Below are 15,790 nucleotides of genomic sequence, written 5' to 3' on the forward strand. Positions count from 1 at the left end.
GGGGGCGTGCCCGCCAGGCGCGGCCTACGCTGCCGGGATGTCGAGCGTCCTGCGGTTCCGCGGCCGCATCGCGGGCTGGGGCACGGCGTCCGGGACGCGGGTCGTCGTCGGGCGCTGGGACGCGTCGCCGTTCGGCGCGTTCGCCGACGTCATGGTCGAGCGGCCCGACGGCGAGCGCCTCCTCCTCGCGCCGTCGCGCCCCGTCGCGGAGCTCGTCGCGTCGACCTACCGCTTCGACCGGGTCGTCCTGGTGCCGGTCGTCGTCACGGACGAGCCGGCCCACGCCGTGCCCGCTGCCGCGGGCGGCCACGCGGCGCGTGCGCGCCCGGGCCGCGGCCGTCTGCCGGGCTGGCACGTGGTGGCCGGGCCGCTCGAGGCGCGGCTCGCCGTCGGGCCGCGCACCGTCCTGGGTCACGTGCTGCGCGTGGTGCCGCGCCGCGTCGCGACGTCGCGGCACGCGACCGTGCTCACCGACCCCGTCGCGCGCGTGCTGCTGCGCGGGGTCCGGACGCGGGGCAGCGCCGGGCCGGGGCGCACCGAGCACTACGGCGCGACGGACGTCCACGCGCTCCTCGCCGCGCGGACGCGGTGGGACGGCGGCTCGCTCGGTGGCCTGCGCGACGTCGTCCCGCCGGTCCGGTTCGGCTTCGGGTCGACGCCGCCCCGGCCTAGCGTGACCGACGTCGTCACGACGATCGTCGTGCGCTGACCTCCCGGAGACGGACGGAGCGAGACGCGAGACCGGGGCCGCGCGCCGGACGACGAGCGTCCGGCGCGCGACCCCGGTGGGACCGGTCCGGGCCTCAGACCCCGCGGGCCGCGAGCCAGCCCGCGAGCCGGTCGGGACGGTCGGTGATGATCGCGTCCACCCCGAGGTCGATGGCGGCGGCCCAGTGCGCGGGCTCGTTGAGCGTCCAGACCGCGACCTCGAGACCGGCGTCGTGCAGGCGCTGCACCAGGCCGGGGTCCTCCAGGAGGAGTGCGCCCATCGGGTTGCACGTCACGACATCGAGCTCCGCGCACCGCGCGAGCACGTCGTCGTCGAGCGCCACGACGAGCAGCCCGCGGCGCAGGCCCGGGTCGGCCTCGCGCAACGCGGCGACCGTCTCGGGCCAGAAGCTCTGCGCCACGACCCGGTCGGCGATGCCCGCGAAGCTGATCGGCCCGGTGACGCGCCGCACCTGCTCGACCGTCCACGAGCCCTTGAGCTCGAGCAGCAGGTCGGTGCCCGGCCGCCGCACGAGGAGGTCGACGACCTCGGCGAACGTCGGCACGCGCTGGCCGCCGAACGCCGGGGAGAACCACGACCCGGCGTCGAGCGCCCGGATCGCCGCGCGGTCGAGCCGTGCGACCGTGCCGCTGCCGGACGTCGTCGCGTCCACGGTGTCGTCGTGGATGACGACGGGCTCGCCGTCGGCCGTGAGCTGCACGTCGATCTCGATGCTGTGCGCACCGGCCCGCCACGCCGCCTCGAACGCGGCGAGCGTGTTCTGCGGCGCGACGGAGCTGTTGCCGCGGTGCGCGATCACCCGCGGGCGCGCAGCCCGCTCCGGCACCGCGCCCGTGGGCGCGAGGGCGGTCGCCGTCACAGGTACGGCTCCACGTTCTCGCTGTACGCCGTCTCGATGCGCGGCGCGACGGACTCGAACGCGGCCGCCGGGTCGGCGCCCTCGATGACGATCTGCTCGATCGCCTCGTTGAGCAGCGCGTCGGCGCCCGGGATGAAGACGCGCGCGTCGTCCTGCGGGCGCGCCTTGTCGGCGAGCTGGTCGACGGCCGTGCGGAACTGCGGCGTCGCCTCGTAGATGGCCTTCATGGTGTCGGACTCGACGGCCGACGTGCGCACCGGCATGTAGCCCGTGTTCTGCGAGAAGTACGCGGTGTTCTCGGTGTTCGTGAGGAACGCGAGGAACATCGCCGCGGCGAGCTGCTGCTCGGGCGACTTCGACGCCGGGATGGCGAGCCCGGTGCCGCCGGTCGGGGTGCCGCCGCCGTCAGGGCCGTCGGGCAGGTACGCCGTGCCGACCTCGAACGACGCCGCGTCGAGCGCGCCCTTGAGCGAGCCCGTCGAGCCGATGGTCGAGGCGATGAGACCCGACGAGAAGTCGACCATCGCGTCGTCCGCGGAGAGCGTCGCGACGCCCTTCTCGTGGAAGAGATCGTGCAGGAACTGGCCGCCCGCGACCGACTCCTCCGAGTCGAGCGTGAGGTCGAACCCGTCGGAGTACGCGCCGCCCTGGCCCCAGATCATGTTCTCGAACCACCACGCGCCCCACGACGGCCCGGTGGACAGGCCGAGCGTCGAGCCGCCCGACGGGACGAGCGGCTTGAGCGACGCGTCCCACTCCTCGAGCTCCGCCCACGTCTCGGGGCCGCGGTCGGGCAGGCCGGCCGCCGTCCACAGGTCCTTGTTGTAGTAGAAGAGCGGCGTCGAGCGCGCGTAGGGCACGGCCCAGTGCTGGTCGTCGTACTCGTAGTCCGCGTAGAGCGCGGGCTGGAAGTCGTCCGCGTCGGCGTCGACGAACTCGAGCACGTCGTCGAGCGGCAGGATCTGGTCGTTGAGGTGGTAGCGGAACCACCACACGTCGGACGCGATGACGACGTCGGGCAGCTCGTCGGTCTGCGAGGCGGCCTGGAAGCGCTGGGCCACCTCGTCGTAGTTGGCGCCCGCGGTCACGAGGTTGACCGTGATGCCGGACTCCTCCTCGAACCGGTCGATGAGCTCCTGCTCGATCTCCTGCGACGTGCCGGGGTGGTTGCTCCACCACGTGATCTCGGACGCGGGCTCGACGGCGGACCAGTCGACGGCCTCGGCCGCCGCGTCGTCGCCCGCGGTGCCGGCGCCGTCGGCCCCGGCCACGCTCGGGCCGGCGCACGCGGTGAGCGCGAGGGCGGTGACCGCCGTGAGGGCGGTGGCGGCGGCGCGGGCCCGACGGCGGCGCGCGCCGGGTGCGGTGCGGTGGGACACAGGTGCTCCTTCAGGTCGTGCACCGGGTCTCGGTGCGCTTCGGGGAACCCGGACCGCTGCGGGCGGGCCGGGGAGTCTGGTGGCCGGGCGGGCGCGCGGGTCAGCCGGTGACGGCGCCCGCGGTGAGGCCCGCGACGAGGCGGCGCTGCAGGACGAGGAAGACGACGAGGATCGGCAGCGTCACGACCACGGTCGCGGCGAGCAGGACGCCCCAGTTCGTCATGCCGTCGGTGTTCTGCAGCAGGGTGAGGCCGACGGGGAGGGTCATCTTGTCGGGCCGGTCGATGACGAGGAACGGCCACAGGTAGTCGTTCCACTCCGTCACGACCGACACGAGCGCGACGGCCGCGAGCGTCGGTGTGCTCATCGGCACGACGAACCGCCAGAGCTTGCGCCAGTGCCCCGCGCCGTCAAGCTCGGCGGCCTCGAGGATCGAGCGCGGCAGCGTGAGGAAGTGCTGCCGGAACAGGAACGTCCCGAACGCGCTCGCCAGGCCGGGCACGAGGATGCCCTGGTAGGTGTTGAGCCACCCGAGGCTCGCGACGAGCGTGTAGTTGGGGATGATCGTGATCTGCGGCGGGATCATGAGCGTCGCGATGACGAGCCCGAACACGACCTTCTTGAACGGGAAGTCGAGGAACACGAGCGCGTACGCGCACGTGAGGCCCAGCGCGACCTTGAGGCCCGCGCCCACGACCGTGATCCCGACGCTGTTGAGCAGCAGGCGCCCCAGCGGGATCGAGTCTGCGGCCTGCGCGTAGTTGTCGAGGCTCACGCTGCCCGGGAGCCACTGCAGCGGGACGGTGTACAGCTCGGCGGGCGTCTTCATGCTCGCGAGCACCATCCACACCAGCGGCGCGCCGAGCACGACGGTCGCGAGGACCAGGGCGAGGTACCCGCCCGGCTGGAGGGCCCGGCGTAGGGCACGGGGTGCGCCCGACGGGCGGGGCGCGAGGGCGGCCGGCGTGGCGGGCGCCGTCTCGGGACGGGCGGGCGCGACGGCGCTCATGCGTAGTGGACCTTCCGCTGGACGAACCGCATCTGCACCGCGGTCACCGCGAGCAGCACGAGGAACAGGACCGTGGCGACCGCCGACGCGTACCCGGCGCGCCCGTTGACGAAGCTCTCCTCGTAGATCGAGTACATGAGCGTCGTCGTCGAGCCGAGCGGGCCGCCCTGCGTCATCGCCTTGATGATGTCGAAGGACTGGAGCGACGCGAGGAGCATCGTCACCACGAGGAAGAACGTCGTCGGGGTGAGGAGCGGCAGGACGATCGAGCGCAGCGTCCGGGCCGACGACGCGCCGTCGAGCGCGGCCGCGTCCTTGAGGTCCTGCGGCACCGACTGGAGGCCCGCCAGGTAGATGAGGGCGACGTACCCGAGGTTCTTCCACAGGTAGACGACGACGATCATCACGAGCGGCCACGGGCGCTGCGTGTACCACTGCGGCGACGCGACGCCGACCCAGCCGAGCAGCTCCTGGACCAGCCCGTAGCGCGGGTCGAACATGAACAGCCACAGGATCCCGACCGCGAAGCCCGACAGCACGTAGGGGGCGAACGCGACGGTCCGGGCGACGCCGCGGCCCCTGAGGCGGCGGTTGAGGAGCAGCGCCAGGCCCAGGCCGAGGACCATCGCCCCGCCGACGGTCGCGAGCGTGAAGACGAGCGTCGTCGTGACGATGCGGCCCGTCGTCGGGGCGGTGAACCACTCGACGTAGTTGCCCAGCCCGACCGGCCGCGCGACCGGCGACCCGAGGTTCCACTGGAGCGTCGAGAGGTAGAAGCTCTGCAGCAGCGGCCGGTAGACGAACACCAGCAGCAGCAGGACGTTCGGGCCCGCGAGCAGGAGCGCCCACAGCAGGTTCCGCCGACGGCGGCGCGCGCTCAGGCGGCTGCGGTGCAGCGTCTGGACCTCGCGGTCGGTGCCCGACGACGTCGGGCCGGCAGGCGATCCCGGCGCGCCTGGGCGGCTCGTGCCCGGCCCGGTGGCCGGGGAGGTGGGGCCCGGCGCGGCGCCGCGGGGCGCGCCCGAGGAGCCCGGGGACTCCGGGGTGAGAACGGTGGTCACAGCACAGGTCCGCTCGTCCGAGGGTGCAGGTCACGGCCGGCGCGGCACCCGTCCTACGGGTGGGCGGCCTCTCGGAGCATAGGAAGCGGCGGCGCCGGTTTTGTCCGGGAATGGGCGGGTGCGGGGACGGGCGTCGGGCAACGTTCACCGAGCCGTGCCCGCCGCGCCACCCGCACCTGTGGAGCGGTCACGTGGTGGACACCTCGTGACGCGTCGTCCACAGGGCGGGACGGACGGTTCCGCCTCGCGCGGCGTTTCGCTAGGTTCGTGGCGTTCGCGCGGTGCCGCCCGGTCCGGGCCGCGCCGCCCGGTTCGCGGGCAGGGGGTCTGGTGAGTCGTGCGCGTCATGCGCCGGTCGGAGGACGACCGGCAGGAACGGTGGGGAGCGCCCGAGCGCTCCGGTCGAGGAGCAACGCCCGACGGCGAGCGCTCGCCCTGGGCGTCGTCGTGACGGCCGGGTGCCTGGTCGCCGGCTGCACCGGCGGGGGTGAACCCGCACCGTCACCTCCGGTCGAGACGTCGGCCGAGGCGTCCGTCACGGAGACACCCGAACCCGAGCCGACCACGACCGGGCCGCCTAAGCCCGAACGACCCGCGGCCATGGAGCGCGACGACGCCGAGGGTGCTGCTGCGGCGGCGGAGTACTTCCTCGAGCTCTACGACGACGTCTTGACGACTGGCGACACCACCGAATGGGATTCGATGTCCTGGACCGAGACATGCGAGTTCTGCACAAACGTCTCTGCTGACGCAGCAGAGATCGCGTCGTCTGGAGACGACTACGCAGGATCAGCAATCGCGCTCAGCAACATCAACGTCGGCGAGCTCGACACACTGATCGGCGGATACCCGGTCACGGCCGAGTTCAAGCAAGACGCGCTCGTCCGAACCGATAGCGCCGGAACGATCGTCGAGAAGAGTGGTCCGAGCGACGGCCGACTACAAATCGACATGCTGCATGACGGTGCAGGTTGGCGGGTCCTGTCACTGACGGTTGAGGACTGAAAGTGGCCGCGAGATGGTCTAGGCACATCCTCGCTACCTTCGCCGTCCTTGGAGTCGCTCAGTTCGCGGCCACGGCGGCGGCAAGCGCGGTCGAAGAAAGCGAAACAACGCTCCGTGGTAATGCGCAGAAGAACAACGTGCTGGTGGACGGGCGCCGCGATGTCACGCTAGACGGTGGAGAGCGAGCCCCTGGCTCCGCTGACGACAGCCCGTCTACAGAGGCGTTTCGGCGAGGTCCTGCCTACCGCTGCTTCGACGGCGACACCGCGACGACGTTTCCGGGGCTGGTGCAGGCATGCCCGGGCGGACAGACCCCGGTCGACCACACCCAGGAGTGTGCCGCGGAGGAGTTCGCCATGGACCCGCTCTTCCGCCAGACGTGGACGAACGCCGCCGACGGGTCGCGCAGCGCGGTGTCGGGCTGGGAGTTCGTCGACGACGGCTCGTGCGTCGGCGCGGCGGACCTCACCGCCGAGGCCGAGGCGGCGTTCCGCCAGCTCACCATCGCGCCGTCGCCCGTCGTCGTGCAGCCGCCGGACGGCTGGACCGTGGTCAACGTGCCGACGATCACCTACACCGAGCCCAAGGAGCAGGTGCTCGACACGACGCTGCTCGGCATCCCGGTCCAGATCCGGGCGACCCCGCGATCGTTCACCTGGGACTACGGCGACGGGAGCGGTCCGGTGACGACAACCGACCCGGGCGCCGCGTACCCGCACCACACCGTCGCGCACACGTACGACCAGCCGGCGGACCGGGTGACGATCACGCTGACCACGACGTGGTCCGGGCAGTTCCGGATCACCGGCACTCCCGACTGGACCGACGTCACGGGCACCGCGACGACGACGAGCGCGGCCGACCCGCTCCAGGTCTACGAGGCCAGGTCGCGCCTGGTCACCGACGACCTCCCGGGCGGTTGACGCGCACCGCCGCGCACCCCTGCCCCCGGCGTCCGGGTGCGGGGTGCGCGGCGGTGCAGCGAGCGCGGGACCGTGTCCGTCCGTGGCTCCGGCACGTCGCGGCGGCGCGGGAGGGGACGCCTCGCGCTCAGCCGAGCGACACCTCGACCCCACCGGAGAAGAAGGAGTCGTGCAGCGTCACGCTCGCGGGCACGGCGTCGGCGGGGACGTCGAACACCACGGTGCCCTCGACGCTGTTGCCCGGGTTGATGTCGGTGAGGAACGAGTTCGCGTCGCCGAGGTAGATCGCCGCGCTGGTGTCGGCGGAGTGCTCGCGCCCGGCGGTGTCGACGAGCTTCTGGCTGCTGCCGTCGAACATCTGCGCCTGGTCGCCGATGTTCGTCACCGTCACGTGCACGAGCACGAACTGGCCCTGCGCCTGCGCGTTGAGGAACTCGTCCCCGACGGTGGGGACCCCCGTCTCCACGGACGTCACGGTGAACTCGAACTTGCCGTCGCGCACCGGCGTGCCGACCACGGCCGCCGCGGGTTCCGGAGCGGGCTCCTCGGCAGGCTCGTCCGGCGCCTCGGGGGCGGGCTCGGCGGGATCCTGGGGAGCGCTCGACCCCGCGACCGGTGCCGGCGCCTGGGGCTCGTCCCCTCCCCCGCCACCGAGCGCGGCCCCGATCACAGCGAGGATCACGACCACCCCGAGGCCCGTGAGGATCTTGTGCCGCGCGAACCAGCTCTTGCGCGGCGGGACGCCCGGCGCCTGCCCCGCGAACGCTGCCGCACCCGGCTGCCCCGGAAAGCCCGACTGACCCGAGATGCCCGGCTGACCCGGCTGACCGGCCCAGCCCGCCTGACCGGGGTGGGGGGCGTGCGGCGTCGGGCCGGCTGCTCCGGGGGCGCCCGGCCCGAGGGGCGACGAGTAGGGCTGGCCCGGGGGCGGCGTCGGGCCGGGCTGGGCCGGGTACGCGCCGGGCTGGTCGGGGCGCTGGCCCTCGTGGGGTGCGGACATCGTGGTCTCCTCGGTGCGTCGTGGTCGCTGCGTTCGAGGACGATCGTGGCCGCGCGGCACCGTCCGGCGGATCGCCCGACCGGCTCGTCCGGGCCGGCCGACCGGAGGAGATCCGGGCCGGTCGCGCGAGCCGGTCGGCGGAGGCCGGGCGTCGGCGCCCGTGCGTATGCTCGCCGCATGTACCCCCCGCCGCAGCAGCCGGGCGGCCCCGCGGTGCCGCCGGGCGCCGCGCCTCCACCGGGCTACCCGGCGCCCGGCCACCCGGGCGCCCCGCCACCCGGGTATCCCGGGCCCACCCGGCCGGCTGCGCCGACCGCCCCGGCCGCCGCTGGCACTCCCATCGGCCACGTGCCGCCGCACCCCGTCGGCGGCGCGCGCCCGACGGCGGCCCCCGCCCCCGGGCGGGCCCGGCGGTTCTGGTCGGTCGCCGGGACCGTGGGCGCGGTCGCCGCGACCTTCGGCGTCGGGATGATCAGCGCCACGTTCTCCTCGATGCGGCACGGCGACGCCATCACCGGGGCACAGCTCGCCTTCTACTTCCTCTGCCTGTTCGTGCTCTCCGGGGTGTGCGCAGCGGTGGTCTGGCGTGCGCGCTACCCGGTCGTCGTCTGCCTCGCCACGGCCGCGGCCGGGATCCTGACGCCCGTCGGTGCTCTCGCGCCTCTGCTTGCGCTGCCGTTCGTGCTCGCCCGCGAGCACCGGCGTCGGGTCGTCGCCGGGTGCGTGGCCGCGACCGTCCTCGCCGTCACGGCGTCGCTGTGGCGGGACGCTGCCCGCGACGGCGACGCCGTGATCTTCGCCGCGACGTCGCTCGAGGACGGCAGCAGGTCGTACCTCGGGGCGGTCGGCTACGTGGTCATCGGCGTCCTGGCGATGGCGGCGTCGCTCGGCGCGGGGCTGGTGCGACGCTACGCAGGGCAGGCGCACGTCGCCCAGCAGACCGCCGCCGTGGAGACCCGTCGCGCCGAGACGCTGCGCACGCACGCGGAGGACCTGCGCAGCCAGACCGACCACCTGCGCACCGAGCTGTCGCGGCAGGACGAGCGCGAGCTCATCGCGCGCGAGATGCACGACACCGTCGCGCACAACCTGTCGGTCATGTCGCTGCAGGCGTCGGCGCTCGAGGTGACGACCGAGGACCCGGAGGTGGCCGACGCCGCCCGGACCATGCGCTCGTCCGCCCACCGCGCGCTCGAGGAGATGCGGTCCCTCATCACGTCGCTGCGCGACGGCGCGGAGCAGTACACGGGCTCCGCCCCGGCGCTCGGCGACCTCGCCGCGCTGCTCGACGAGGCGCGCTCGTCGGGCGTCGACCTCGCCGCGACGGTGTTCGTCACGGACGCGGACTCCGCGCCGCCGGCGCTCACGCGCGCGGTGTACCGGGTGGTGCAGGAGGCGCTGACGAACGTGATGAAGCACGCCCCGGGCGCCCGCGCGGACGTCGACGTGCGCGCCCGGCCCGGCGACGGCGTCGACCTCACGGTCCGCAACGCGCTCACCGCGGACGCCCTGGGCGTCCCCGGCAGCGGCACCGGGATCGTCGGGATGCGCGAGCGCTGCGAGGCGCTCGCCGGGACGTTCTCGGCGGGCGTCGAGGACGGCCGGTTCGTCGTCCGGGCCCACCTGCCGTGGGACCGCCCCCGCGCCTGACCGCCGCACGATCCCCCGCCTCGACCTGTGGCGCAGCCCTGGGCGCACGAACCTGTCGCTCCGGCCCGGACGCACGACCGCGGTGCCGCCCATCGGCCGGGCGGCACCGCGGTCTGCGGGTCAGGAGGCGGCTACGCGCAGGTGAGCGCGTCGTACGCGGCCGTCACCTCCGTCGTCGTGCCGGCGACGTCGGTGACCGCGACGAGCGCCTCGCCCGCCTCGAGCGCCCCTCCGCGCACCTTGAACGACTGGTACGCGCTCTTGCCCGGGTCCACCTGGGCGAACGCCCGCTCGCCGTGCGGGGTGGTGAGGGCGACGGCGACGGTCTCGTCGCCGTCGTTCGTCGCGCGGACGGCGAGGTAGGGCGTACCGCCGAGGCAGCGGGGCTGCGCGGTGACGGTGACCTGCGGGTCGACGGGCGGCGCCTCGGCCGGGAAGACGTCGAGCGCGTCGAGCTCGGTGTACCAGGTGAGCTTGGTCAGGGTGACGGTGTTCCACCCCTGCTGGAGCTCGACCTGGTGCGTGACGGACTGCCAGTTGCCCCACGTGGTGTGCGGGAAGGTGACGACCCCGGCGTCGGCGCCGTTCACCGTGACGGTGCTCGTCGAGGCGAGCGTGTAGCCGCCGCGCTCGGAGCCGTTCGCGAACCGCACGCCGAGCGTGTACGGACCGGCCTCGTCGGCGTGGACCTGGAGGGCGACGGAGCTGTCGAGGAAGTCGAGCCCGCCGACCTTCTGCCCGCCCGACGCCCCGGCGGCGCTCCCGACGGAGCCGCGCGTGATGACGCCGTCCTCGAACTCGTACCGCGTCGCGTCGGACGGGATGACCGGCGGGGCCGACGGGCGCGGGTCGCGCGTCGCGGGGTAGACGTCGAACGCGTCGAGCTCGGTGTAGAACGTCGCGCGCGTCAGCGTGATCGTGTTGGTTCCGGCGACGAGGTCGACGAGGTGCTCGGACGTCTGCCAGTTGCCCCACGTGGTGTGCGGGAAGACGACGGTCTCCGTCACCGTGCCGTTAACGGCCAGCGTCCCGGTGGACGGGACGCGCGTCGAGCCGTCCTGCGAGCCGTTCGCGAACCGGATACCGAGCAGCGCCGGGCCGGCCGCGTCGGCGTGCACCTCGACCGTCACGGAGGAGTCGGCGAAGTCCAGGCCGCCGACCTTCGCCCCGCCCGACGCCCCGCCGTCGGCCACGACGCGCGCGTTCGTCACGACGCCGTCCTCGGCCTGGTAGCGGTCGGACGCCTGCGGGACGGACGGGACGCCGTCGGCCGACCACTCGAGGTCCGCGACGTACATGGCGCGGTACGTGAACGCCGCGTTCCAGCCGTGGAAGACGATCGCGTCCGAACCGTCGGGTGCGGTGACGACGTCCTGCCCGCCCGGGCCGCGCACGTCGCCCTGGAAGCGGTCGCTCGTCATGAGCTCCGTCGTCGCCTTGGTCCACGGGCCGGCCAAGCTCGACGCCGTCGCGTACGACGTGCGGTACGCGCCGCCGTAGAAGTCGTTCGCGGAGTAGAAGAGGTAGTAGGTGCCGTCGCGCTCGACGACGGTCGGCGCCTCGACGACGCGGCCCTCGTACGCCGTGTCGACGCGGATCAGCTCGGTGGCGGGACCGGTCAGCGTGGTGCCGTCGGGCGACAGCGGCTGGGCGAAGATGATCGCCGTCTTGCCGGTGCAGCAGTTCCCGTCGGCCTTCCACAGCAGGTAGAGCTGGTCGCCGTCGACGAACGTCCCGGCGTCGATCGCTCCCCCGAGGTCCTCGGTGCCGTCCTCGCCGTTGGGGCAGACGAACGGGTCGTCGCCGACGGGCTCGAACGGCCCCTCGGGCGAGTCGGAGAGCGAGAGGCCGATGCACTGGCGCGGCGACGTCGCGTCACGCGCCGTGTAGTAGAGGGCGTACCCGCCCTCGACCGCGGCGACCTCGGGCGCCCAGACGCAGCGGTCGGTGGCGCCGCCCGGCGAGAAGGTGCACGCCTCGCTGACCCAGGCGCCGAGGTCGGGCGCGACGTCGTTCGGGGCGCTCCACGTGACCAGGTCCGTCGAGGTGCGGTGCTGCACGTTCCGGCCCTGGTCGTTCGTCGCGTAGGCGTGGTAGACGCCGTCGACGAGCAGGATGTCCGGGTCGGGGAAGTTGGCGTCGACGACCGGGGAGATCGTCGGGGCGACGGCGGCGGAGGCTGCCGTGGGTGCGGCGGTCGCCGCTGACGGGGCGGCAGTCGCGGCGGCGGCGCCCGAGACCACCAGCCCGAGCGCGACCAGCGCACCCGTGACAGCGGTGGCACGCGTGCGCGCCCGGGACAGGGACAGCTTCATGGGGTGTCTCCTCGACGGTGAGGGGGCAAGAACCCGGGACGGCGTCGACCTCGGGACCTCGAGTCTCCCGGGCCGATTCACACAAGTCAACAACTTCTCGCAAGAGTCAACAAGTAAGATGTCGCGGCCGAGGCACGCGCGGACGGCGACAGCTCGGCTCGCCCCGCGCGGCGCTCACGCCCGACGGCGGTCCGGCAGCCCCGCAGCGACGCGCAGCTCTGCGTACGCCGCGCCGAGCGTCGCGACCGTGTGGTGCGCGTTGAGGCCGCTCGGGTTCGGGAGCAGCCACGCCCGCGCGGGGCCGACGCGCCGCTCCAGCGGGCCGGTCGCCGCGCGACGGTCCGCGAAGGCCGTGCGGTACGCGCCGAGGCCGAGCACCGCGACCCACCGCGGCCGGTACGTCTCCGCCGTCTCGACGAGGCGGCGTCCGCCCGCGACGATCTCGTCCGGCGTCAGCTCGTCCGCCCGCGCGGTCGCCCGTCGCACGACGTTCGTCATCCCCAGGCCGGCGTCGAGGAACGCGTCGCGCTCCCACGGCCCGAGCACCCGGTCGGTGAAGCCCGCCTCGTGCATCGCCTTCCAGAACCGCGTGCCCGGGTTCGCGAAGGGCAGCCCGACCGCCGCCGAGTACAGCCCGGGGTTGATCCCGCAGAACAGCACGTCGAGGTCCGGCCGCAGCCAGTCCTCGATCTCACGGCCGCGCGCGGCGGCGAGGTCGTCGGCGGTCGGGCGCGCGTACGGCGGGTCGGTCGGCACCGGACCATCCTCGCCCGGACGTCAGCCCCAGGGCTGCCCGTACGCCTCGACGAGCTCGCGCACCTCGTCGTCGGTGAGGAGCCGCGCGTCGAGCCGGTCCCCGAGCAGCAGCCGGACGCGCGCCGCCTCCTCGATCTCGACCGCGCGGTCGACGGCCTCCGCGACCGTGCGCCCGGCAGCGATCGACCCGTGGTTCTGGAGCAGGGCCCCGTGGAAGCGCAGCGCGCTCCCCCGCACGCGCTCGGCCTGCGCCGGGTCGCCCGGCGCGGCGTACCGCACGAGCGGCACGTTGCCCACGCGCATGACGACGTACGGCGTGACCGGCGCGAACGCCGTGTGCTCGCGCCACGGAGCGAGGCACGACGCCGCGACGGCGCTCGGCGAGTGGAGGTGCACGACGCAGCGGTACTCCGGGTCGCGCGCGTACATCGCGAGGTGCAGCGGCCACTCCTTGGTGGGCCGCGGCGTCGGGCCGTCGCCCTCGGTGACGGGGGTGCCGTCGAGCGTCGTGCGGGCCATCTGCTCGGCGGTGAGGGTCGCGAGGGACGTGCCGCTCGCGCTCATGCGCACCTCGTCGCCGACGCGCACGGACACGTTGCCCGACGTCCCGGGCGACATCCCGCTCGCGGCGAGACCCCGCCCGGCGGCGAGCAGCTCCTCGACCAGGTCGCTCATGCGAGCTCCTCCCACGCGGTGACGAAGAGGTCCTCGGTGCCGAAGTTGCCCGACTTGAGGACGAGGTTGACGTCGTCGGCCCCGCGGCGGCGACCGCGCAGCCAGGACACGCCCGGGCTCAGGAGCTGCCCGACCTCGAGCACGTGCACCCCGAGCCCCTGGACGACGCTCCCCGACGTCTCGCCGCCCGCCACGACGAGCTGCGTCGCGCCCGCCTCCGCGAGCCGCGGCGCGAGCGCGGAGAACAGCCGCTCGACCACGGCGGGGGCGTCGGCGGTCACCGCACGCCCGTGCGCGACGTCGTCGGGCTCGCCCACGGAGTACACGAGCACCGGCCGGTCGGGCTGCTCCGCCCAGCGCTCGCACGCCCACGCGAGGAGCCGCTCGACCTCCGCGCCCGGGTCCGCGAGCGCCGCCGCGACGTCGACCTTCTGGTGCGGCAGGTGCGGCAGGGCCGCCCGGACCTGCGCCTGGGTGGCGCGCGACGCGCTGCCCGCGAGCACCGCGCGTCGGCCCAGGACGACGGCGATGTCGCCGAGCGTCGCGCCCGTCGGGTCGAGGCCGAGCGCGAGCCCGGAGCCACCCGTGACGAGCGGGGCGTCGAACGTCGCGCGGGCGATGACGGCGAGGTCGTCGTTGTCGATGCTGTCGACGACGACGTACCGCGCGCCGCCCGCCTCGGCCGCGACGATCGCGCCCCGCAGCGCCTGCTCGCCGGCCCGCACGACGCCGACCGGCACCTCGGCGACCGGGTGCGCGGTCTGCGCCGCGAGGAGGTTCGCGACGCGCGAGTCCCACATGGGGTTGAGCGGGTGGTCCTTCATGGGGCTGCGGTCGAGCGGCTCGTCCCCCACGAACAGGTGGCCGCGGAAGACGGTGCGGCCCGCGTCCGGGAAGCCCGGGACGACCACGGCGCTGCGCGCGCCGGTCTCCTCCAGCAGCGCGTCCGCGACGGGCCCGATGTTGCCCTCGGGCGTGGAGTCGAACGTCGAGCAGTACTTGTCGTAGACCTGCGTGACGCCGAGCGCGGCGAGCGCGCGGTAGGCCGCGCGCGCCTGCTCCACGGCCTGGGGGGCGGGCACGGAGCGGATCTTCAGGGCGACCACGACGGCGTCGTGGTCGGCGAGGTCCGCGAGGTCGTCGGGGCCCGGGACGCCCAGCACGACGGCGGTCCGCAGACCTCGCGCCCTCCAGTTGCCGGCGAGGTCGGTGGCCCCGGTGAAGTCGTCGGCGATCGCGCCGCGCATCGGTGTCTCCTCTGGTCGGTCGGGTCGTCGGGCGTGGCGGGCGGCGCGGTCGACGCGCCGGCGCGGCTCGGGGCCGCGGTACGGCGTCACGCGTCGCCCGAGCGGATGCGCTCGGCCCACTCCACGACCTGGGGGTCGACGTGGTCGAGCACCTCGGACGACGCCTCGGCCCACTCGGCGCGGTCGATCTCGTGCAGCTCGACGCCGCGCTCGACCAGGAAGTCGACGTTCTCCTGCCGCTCGGCGATCGACGTCTCGCGGTACCAGGAGGAGACGTCGTCGATCTCGGCGTCCACGATCGCGCGCAGGTCGTCGGGCCAGCCCTCGTAGGCGTCGGCCCAGACCTGGAAGTGGAAGTTGCCGAACACGTGCTCGGTGAGCGTGACGTGCGGCGCGACCTCGTAGAACGAGTTGAACCGCACGACGTCGATCGGGTTCTCCTGGCCCTCGACCGCGCCCTGCTCGATCGCGGGGAAGACCTCGCTGAGCGCGAGCGGCATGGGGCTCGCGCCGAGCGCGTGCCACGTGTCGAGGTAGGTCTGCTGGGTCGGGACGCGCAGCTTGAGGCCGCGCGCGTCGGCGAGCTCGGTGACGGGACGCTGCGTGTTGAGCACGCGCCCGCCGCGGTACATCTGGCCGAGCAGCAGGAACCCGGAGTCCTCCCGGATGGCGTCGATGATCTCGTCGCCGAGCGGGCCGTCCCAGACCTCGAGGAACTGGTCCTCGTCCTCGTAGAGGAACGGCACGCCCTCGATCGCGGCGAGGTCGGTGTAGCGCTCGAGCGAGCCGACGGACTCGACGACGATGTCCACCGCCCCGAACTCCAGGCCCTCCTGCATGTCCTCCCAGCTCCCGAGCTGGGAGGCGGGGTAGACCTCGATCGTCACGCGGCCGTCGGAGGCGTCGGCGACCTGCTCGGACAGCCGGTTCGCGGCGCGGTCCTGCAGGCTCCCGGCGCCGTACGAGTGGCCGAGGCGGAGCAGCAGGTCGGGCTCGGTGTCCGTCGTCGTGGCCGTGCAGCCGCCGAGGGCGAGCGCGCTCGCGACGACCAGGGCGGCGACGCGACGGTGCGGCGCGGTGGTTCTCTTCCCCACGGGAAGCTCCTTCGTGTGCGGGGCGGGCGAGGGCGCGGGACGCCCTCCCCGCCGGGGTGCTGGTGCCGGTGGCGGGTGTCGACCGTC

The 15,790-nt window shown here is 74.2% G+C and carries 14 protein-coding genes; 4 read left to right on the forward strand and 10 right to left on the reverse strand.

The features are described 5' to 3' along the window. The first annotated feature begins 37 nt into the window (after positions 1–37). Complete coding sequence (locus tag RSE42_RS17215) at positions 38–709, forward strand: hypothetical protein (RefSeq protein WP_415297319.1); 672 nt, start codon at positions 38–40, stop codon at positions 707–709. 94 nt (positions 710–803) lie between these two features. On the opposite strand, the gene RSE42_RS17220 is transcribed toward RSE42_RS17215, so the two are convergent. From RSE42_RS17220 to RSE42_RS17235, 4 genes are all read right to left on the reverse strand, one after another. After that, a complete protein-coding gene (locus tag RSE42_RS17220; RefSeq protein ID WP_415297321.1) occupies positions 804–1,589 on the reverse strand; it encodes a glycerophosphodiester phosphodiesterase in 786 nt (261 codons plus the stop codon). Next, positions 1,586–2,968, reverse strand: coding sequence for an ABC transporter substrate-binding protein (locus RSE42_RS17225; RefSeq protein ID WP_053370566.1), 1,383 nt, complete (start codon positions 2,966–2,968; stop codon positions 1,586–1,588). Before RSE42_RS17225 ends, RSE42_RS17220 begins: the two co-directional genes overlap by 4 nt. Positions 2,969–3,068: 100 nt before the next feature. Continuing rightward, on the reverse strand, positions 3,069–3,977 hold the full coding sequence (locus tag RSE42_RS17230) for a carbohydrate ABC transporter permease (RefSeq protein WP_415297323.1): 909 nt from the start codon (positions 3,975–3,977) through the stop codon (positions 3,069–3,071). Continuing rightward, positions 3,974–4,873 carry a carbohydrate ABC transporter permease gene (locus tag RSE42_RS17235; protein WP_391514980.1) on the reverse strand — a complete coding sequence of 300 codons (900 nt, stop codon included), beginning with the start codon at positions 4,871–4,873 and terminating at the stop codon, positions 3,974–3,976. Before RSE42_RS17235 ends, RSE42_RS17230 begins: the two co-directional genes overlap by 4 nt. A gap of 612 nt (positions 4,874–5,485) precedes the next feature. Here RSE42_RS17235 and RSE42_RS17240 point away from each other — a divergent pair. Together RSE42_RS17240 and RSE42_RS17245 are read left to right on the forward strand one after the other, a co-directional pair. Further along, on the forward strand, positions 5,486–6,043 hold the full coding sequence (locus RSE42_RS17240; RefSeq protein WP_415298932.1) for a DUF6318 family protein: 558 nt from the start codon (positions 5,486–5,488) through the stop codon (positions 6,041–6,043). Between the two features lie 356 nt (positions 6,044–6,399). Beyond that, positions 6,400–6,966 carry a hypothetical protein gene (locus RSE42_RS17245; protein ID WP_415297325.1) on the forward strand — a complete coding sequence of 189 codons (567 nt, stop codon included), beginning with the start codon at positions 6,400–6,402 and terminating at the stop codon, positions 6,964–6,966. Between the two features lie 127 nt (positions 6,967–7,093). Here the strand turns inward: RSE42_RS17245 and RSE42_RS17250 are convergent, their stop codons facing one another. After that, a complete protein-coding gene (locus RSE42_RS17250; RefSeq protein ID WP_415297327.1) occupies positions 7,094–7,966 on the reverse strand; it encodes a DUF4352 domain-containing protein in 873 nt (290 codons plus the stop codon). A gap of 348 nt (positions 7,967–8,314) precedes the next feature. On the opposite strand from RSE42_RS17250, the gene RSE42_RS17255 reads away from it, so the two are divergent. Continuing rightward, the gene (locus RSE42_RS17255) at positions 8,315–9,616 is read left to right on the forward strand and encodes a sensor histidine kinase (RefSeq protein WP_415297328.1); all 1,302 of its coding nucleotides are present in this window, start codon (positions 8,315–8,317) and stop codon (positions 9,614–9,616) included. 131 nt (positions 9,617–9,747) lie between these two features. On the opposite strand, the gene RSE42_RS17260 is transcribed toward RSE42_RS17255, so the two are convergent. The 5 genes from RSE42_RS17260 to RSE42_RS17280 form a co-directional block, all read right to left on the reverse strand. Continuing rightward, positions 9,748–11,931: a family 43 glycosylhydrolase gene (locus RSE42_RS17260; RefSeq protein ID WP_144722150.1), complete on the reverse strand. Its 2,184-nt coding sequence runs from the start codon at positions 11,929–11,931 to the stop codon at positions 9,748–9,750. 174 nt (positions 11,932–12,105) lie between these two features. Next, positions 12,106–12,687 carry a G/U mismatch-specific DNA glycosylase gene (gene mug / locus RSE42_RS17265; RefSeq protein WP_144722151.1) on the reverse strand — a complete coding sequence of 194 codons (582 nt, stop codon included), beginning with the start codon at positions 12,685–12,687 and terminating at the stop codon, positions 12,106–12,108. A gap of 21 nt (positions 12,688–12,708) precedes the next feature. Then, the gene (locus tag RSE42_RS17270; protein WP_251176666.1) at positions 12,709–13,362 is read right to left on the reverse strand and encodes a class II aldolase/adducin family protein; all 654 of its coding nucleotides are present in this window, start codon (positions 13,360–13,362) and stop codon (positions 12,709–12,711) included. Then, entirely contained in the window at positions 13,359–14,609 is a 1,251-nt protein-coding gene (gene otnK, locus RSE42_RS17275) for a 3-oxo-tetronate kinase (RefSeq protein WP_415297331.1), read from the reverse strand. The genes RSE42_RS17270 and otnK overlap by 4 nt, the downstream gene beginning before the upstream one ends. Before the next feature lie 86 nt (positions 14,610–14,695). Continuing rightward, positions 14,696–15,703 carry a TRAP transporter substrate-binding protein gene (locus RSE42_RS17280; RefSeq protein WP_170982143.1) on the reverse strand — a complete coding sequence of 336 codons (1,008 nt, stop codon included), beginning with the start codon at positions 15,701–15,703 and terminating at the stop codon, positions 14,696–14,698. Between the last annotated feature and the right edge of the window lie 87 nt (positions 15,704–15,790).

It is taken from the genome of Cellulosimicrobium sp. SJTW-1, assembly GCF_047716875.1.
Taxonomy (GTDB): Bacteria; Actinomycetota; Actinomycetes; order Actinomycetales; family Cellulomonadaceae; genus Cellulosimicrobium; species Cellulosimicrobium funkei.

Bases quoted from the DNA above. Each gene is read 5' to 3' on its own strand.
- RSE42_RS17245 (WP_415297325.1), top strand. From the start codon at position 6,400: ATGGACCCGCTCTTCCGCCAGACGTGGACGAACGCCGCCGACGGGTCG.
- otnK (WP_415297331.1), bottom strand. From the start codon at position 14,609: ATGCGCGGCGCGATCGCCGACGACTTCACCGGGGCCACCGACCTCGCC.
- RSE42_RS17250 (WP_415297327.1), bottom strand. From the start codon at position 7,966: ATGTCCGCACCCCACGAGGGCCAGCGCCCCGACCAGCCCGGCGCGTAC.
- RSE42_RS17215 (WP_415297319.1), top strand. From the start codon at position 38: ATGTCGAGCGTCCTGCGGTTCCGCGGCCGCATCGCGGGCTGGGGCACG.
- RSE42_RS17230 (WP_415297323.1), bottom strand. From the start codon at position 3,977: ATGAGCGCCGTCGCGCCCGCCCGTCCCGAGACGGCGCCCGCCACGCCG.
- RSE42_RS17260 (WP_144722150.1), bottom strand. From the start codon at position 11,931: ATGAAGCTGTCCCTGTCCCGGGCGCGCACGCGTGCCACCGCTGTCACG.
- RSE42_RS17270 (WP_251176666.1), bottom strand. From the start codon at position 13,362: ATGAGCGACCTGGTCGAGGAGCTGCTCGCCGCCGGGCGGGGTCTCGCC.